The organism is Methanospirillum sp., assembly GCF_028679455.1.
Classification (GTDB): domain Archaea; phylum Halobacteriota; class Methanomicrobia; order Methanomicrobiales; family Methanospirillaceae; genus Methanospirillum.
The window spans coordinates 1-3835 of record NZ_JAJRBM010000341.1 but is presented as its reverse complement, the minus strand read 5'-3'; the positions used below and the strand labels follow the sequence as shown (position 1 = coordinate 3835).

Genomic DNA, 3835 nt, shown 5'->3' with positions numbered 1-3835 from the left:
TCAGGCGGATATCTGGCTTCTATTCCCATGCCTTCCAGTTCTTCCAGAAGATTTTGACCCTCGGAAGGCAGGGTAATTGCTAATGCTCCGGTAAAAAAGAGGAGACTGTGGGTTTTTGGGGGATTTTTAGATGTTTTGTGTATATAACAGGCTTTTAGTATTTTTTCCAAGGCTAGATGAATAGTAAAAGTCGCATGGGCTGGCAGATTGCTCTTTAGCATTTGTTCCGATGCCTTCAGGTCGTATTCAGCCTGTTTAACCCATTCTTCTAATGATGGAGTCATATGGCACAAATTATTGGGTTCCTAGTCTCAATAATTTCATACTTATCTATATTATTGTATCCTTATCTCTACTCTCATCGCTCATTTCACTTCCTATTCAAGCCAAAAATCCGGACAGTCCAACTGCCTGAGTTCATGAGCAAATCCAGAACGTGACAAAATGATACTCTAATAAACCACAGGTGTGCTTTTGTCTTAGGATGGATGAGCAGGAAAAAATCCGAAGATATCCGGGGTAGATGTATCACAGTTATCTACGATTCCGATCAATTTTATGTCCGGCAATGATACGAATCATTATGATGATTACATCCCGGTGATCAAGATCAACCGGTAAAGTCAGTATTATTTCGAGTAATGGGAGAATTAGTTCATATTTATTCTAATAGTTACCAGGTTCTACCTTTATCAACGTAAGAGAAGAAGTAGTACCATGACTCTAGAAATTGATGTTTCTGCAGTGTATGATGGAAAAGCACTCATCCCTGATCACCCTGTGGATCTCCAGGCTGGAAAGAAATACCATATTATCATTGAGCATATTCCTCCAGATGGCCCTCAAAAGGCAGGTAATACCGAACAGATCGGTATATCAGAGACCACTTTTCTGAGTGAACGGGTTCTTGCTCGCGAATGGATGACTTCAGAAGAGGATGAAGCATGGGAGTATTATAAAAGGTGATATTGTCGTTATACCATTTCCTTTCTCTGATTTAGTTCGGTTAAGCGACGACCTGCACTGGTTGTTGCACCAGCGGCTGGTGATGATCTTATACTCTATCAAATTACGTCAAAATATCATACAGATACGTATGGTGTTCCCCTCCATCCCTCTAATCTCTCTTCAGTGTTGTTAAAAGAGTTGAGTTACATCAGACCTGATAAACTGTTCGTCGCCGATATTTCCATGATCCAATATGCCCTAGGTCATGTGTCAGATCCTATCCTACAGACCGTGGTTGATACAATTATTTCTATAATCCGATAGGATTAATCCAATATTCATTATGAGTATGGGTTAACCGTTTATTCAAGATCATCTCGGTATCTCTACCGGTGAATTGTCTCAATACTCAAAAAATTCTGCTCCCTCTGTACATTCCTTAACCCCGGTATACCAGAACGGTTGAATACAATTAATATCCTCCACGATGCTTAAAAATATCAAATGACGGAGATCCTCACACAAGACAATATTCCTCTCAGGTATGTCATCCGGGGAACCGGGCCAACCATCGTCTTTGTCCTCGGATATGCTATGACACTGGACGAATGGCCCGGGAAGTTGATATCAACCCTTGCATCATCATTCCGGGTTATCGTTTACAATCACCGGGGCGTTTCAGGTGCGATGAACCCATCGGTGACGTTCACCATTCCACAGGGTGCTCGGGATCTCCATGACCTCGTAACTCAACTGGCCGATGGCCCGGTTCATATTGTGGGCTATTCCATGGGGGGCTCTATCGGGCTTGAATATGCTATCCGGTATCCGGATTACGTGGATCGACTTGTCCTCATTAGTTCCGATTGCGGTGGATCAGAGTGTATCCCCCGGGAGGATCGAATCACCGAAGAGATGGGAAGAGAGTTGCCTGATATTCATGCATATCTTGAACGGGCCGGTCGTCTCCTTCTGACAGAATCATACCGGAATGAGCACCCTGATCCAATGAGCTGGTTTGTGGACCACGGTGACGTAGCGGATCCACGTTCTGTTATGCAGCAGTATGATGCTCTTGCAACCTGGGAGGGAGTATATTCAGAGCTCCATCTCATCAACAGACCAGTTCTGGTGATCACCGGTGACAGGGATATTGTCACTCCATCTCAAAATTCCACGATTCTTGCGAATGCCATACCGGGAGCAGGACTGGTTGTTGTTGAAGAAACTGCTCATGGAATAATCTTTCAGGAGCCAGTCACGGTAGGTGAGATCATCTCCCGGTTCCTAAAAAAATCGGGAAACAACCAGGGGCATGTAGTGTGAATATGTGGCACACGACAAATATAATAATTCAGCAATAATATTCTTTATATAAAATAAATAGTCAAGTTTTTGAGTTCAATTACCATATTGAATTTATCATGAAACATGATGTATGGATGGCTAATAGAACAGTGCTATTCATTTTATTTTGTCTCTGATCTTTCTTTTCTGTTCTACAACAGCAGATACAAATCAGAACTCCAAGGATGAGATCGTTGTATACGGGATATACCCTACGAGTGGCGATCTTGCTCAAAAGGGTATTGAGGGTAAGGCAGCTGCATCGTTAGCGATTGAAAATCTGAAAAAGGGATACGCTGATATCGGTTCAGACCGAACGTACTCTCTAAATTCCACTGATATTACATCAGATCCAGAATCAGCTTTAGCGGCAGTGAAGTCGCTTCACGAATCAGGTGTCAATCTGATTATTGGAACTCTCAGCAGTGCACAGTTGGAAGCGATAAAACCATATGCAGACGCAAACGGTGTCGTCATCATCGCCACCGGCAGTTCGGCAACTTCACTCTCTATCCCTGATGACAACATATTCAGGTTAAATCCAGACGACTCATCTGAAGAAGCGGCCCTCAACTCACTCCTTCAAAAAGAGAATATCGGGTACGTTGTCCCACTGGTTCGTGAAGACTCATGGAGTAACTTCCAGGGTGAGACCATTCTGAACAGATCGATGAAATCCCTCGATTCAGATGAAGTTGTGAGATATAATGCAAGTGCCGCTGATTATAAAGAGATTGCATCCCGTCTTGATTCACGTGTAGGGTCAGCTCTTGATCATGATAAGAATTCTGTTGCGGTTCTGGCATTCACGTTTGATGATATCATTCCAATAATGGAAGAGGCATCCAGCTCTGCATATCCGAACCTTTCTCTGGTTCAATGGATCGGAACCGACGGAAACACGTTTGGTCAGACACTTTTAAAATATGAGAAGGCCGCCAATTTTGCTGATCAACGTAAATTTTCAGGATATACACTAACATTGGTAGATCTCTTCTCATCCAAGATTCCTCTTCAAATGAAGGAAAAGATTGGGTATGAACCTGATGGGTATGCTTTTTCAGCATATGAAGCCGCAGATATTGCCGCACAATTGCTCTCTATGCATGGGAGTCAGGAAGCAAAACAATTAAGAGAAGCCCTGGGATCCGTAATCGAAAAATATCACGGAATCTCCGGAAGTATGAGTATCAATGCAGCCGGGGATAAAACCCGTGCCAGTTATGGGTTCTTCACATTAGAGAAAGATAGTTCTGGTAATTATGTTTGGAAGAACATTGGAGACTGGATGAAGTGGGCAGATTCTGCAGTACCATCAGTACGCAGCCCGGATAACGTGGACGCCTGGTATCCGGTTAATTCATCCTAGGTGTGGCGAAAACTGAACATATCAGATTCTCTTTTTTCACATCATCACAAATTGTTTTTGCTACTCCAAAATTGACCAGGACTGCCACTTCAATTTTGACCAGCCCTAAGTACAAGGTCATCATCCAAGTATAAAAAGATCTCTCCGAAGAAAGACGCAGAAGGGAGGTGG

5 protein-coding genes are annotated in these 3835 nt (G+C 43.1%); 4 read left to right on the top strand and 1 reads right to left on the bottom strand.

Annotation, left to right across the window (positions count from 1 at the left end; all coding sequences use genetic code 11):
- Positions 1 to 284: HEPN domain-containing protein (locus LUQ50_RS11725; protein ID WP_300040019.1), on the bottom strand; the 284-nt coding region annotated here is incomplete at its 3' end.
- 433 nt (positions 285 to 717) lie between these two features.
- Between LUQ50_RS11725 and LUQ50_RS11720 the strand changes: the two genes are divergently transcribed.
- From LUQ50_RS11720 to LUQ50_RS11705, 4 genes are all read left to right on the top strand, one after another.
- A complete protein-coding gene (locus tag LUQ50_RS11720) occupies positions 718 to 966 on the top strand; it encodes a hypothetical protein (protein WP_300040018.1) in 249 nt (82 codons plus the stop codon).
- 57 nt (positions 967 to 1023) lie between these two features.
- Entirely contained in the window at positions 1024 to 1272 is a 249-nt protein-coding gene (locus LUQ50_RS11715; RefSeq protein WP_367279002.1) for a type II toxin-antitoxin system PemK/MazF family toxin, read from the top strand.
- 180 nt (positions 1273 to 1452) lie between these two features.
- Positions 1453 to 2274 carry an alpha/beta hydrolase gene (locus LUQ50_RS11710; protein ID WP_300040017.1) on the top strand — a complete coding sequence of 274 codons (822 nt, stop codon included), beginning with the start codon at positions 1453 to 1455 and terminating at the stop codon, positions 2272 to 2274.
- A gap of 148 nt (positions 2275 to 2422) precedes the next feature.
- Entirely contained in the window at positions 2423 to 3664 is a 1242-nt protein-coding gene (locus LUQ50_RS11705; RefSeq protein ID WP_300040016.1) for an ABC transporter substrate-binding protein, read from the top strand.
- Positions 3665 to 3835: the final 171 nt, after the last annotated feature.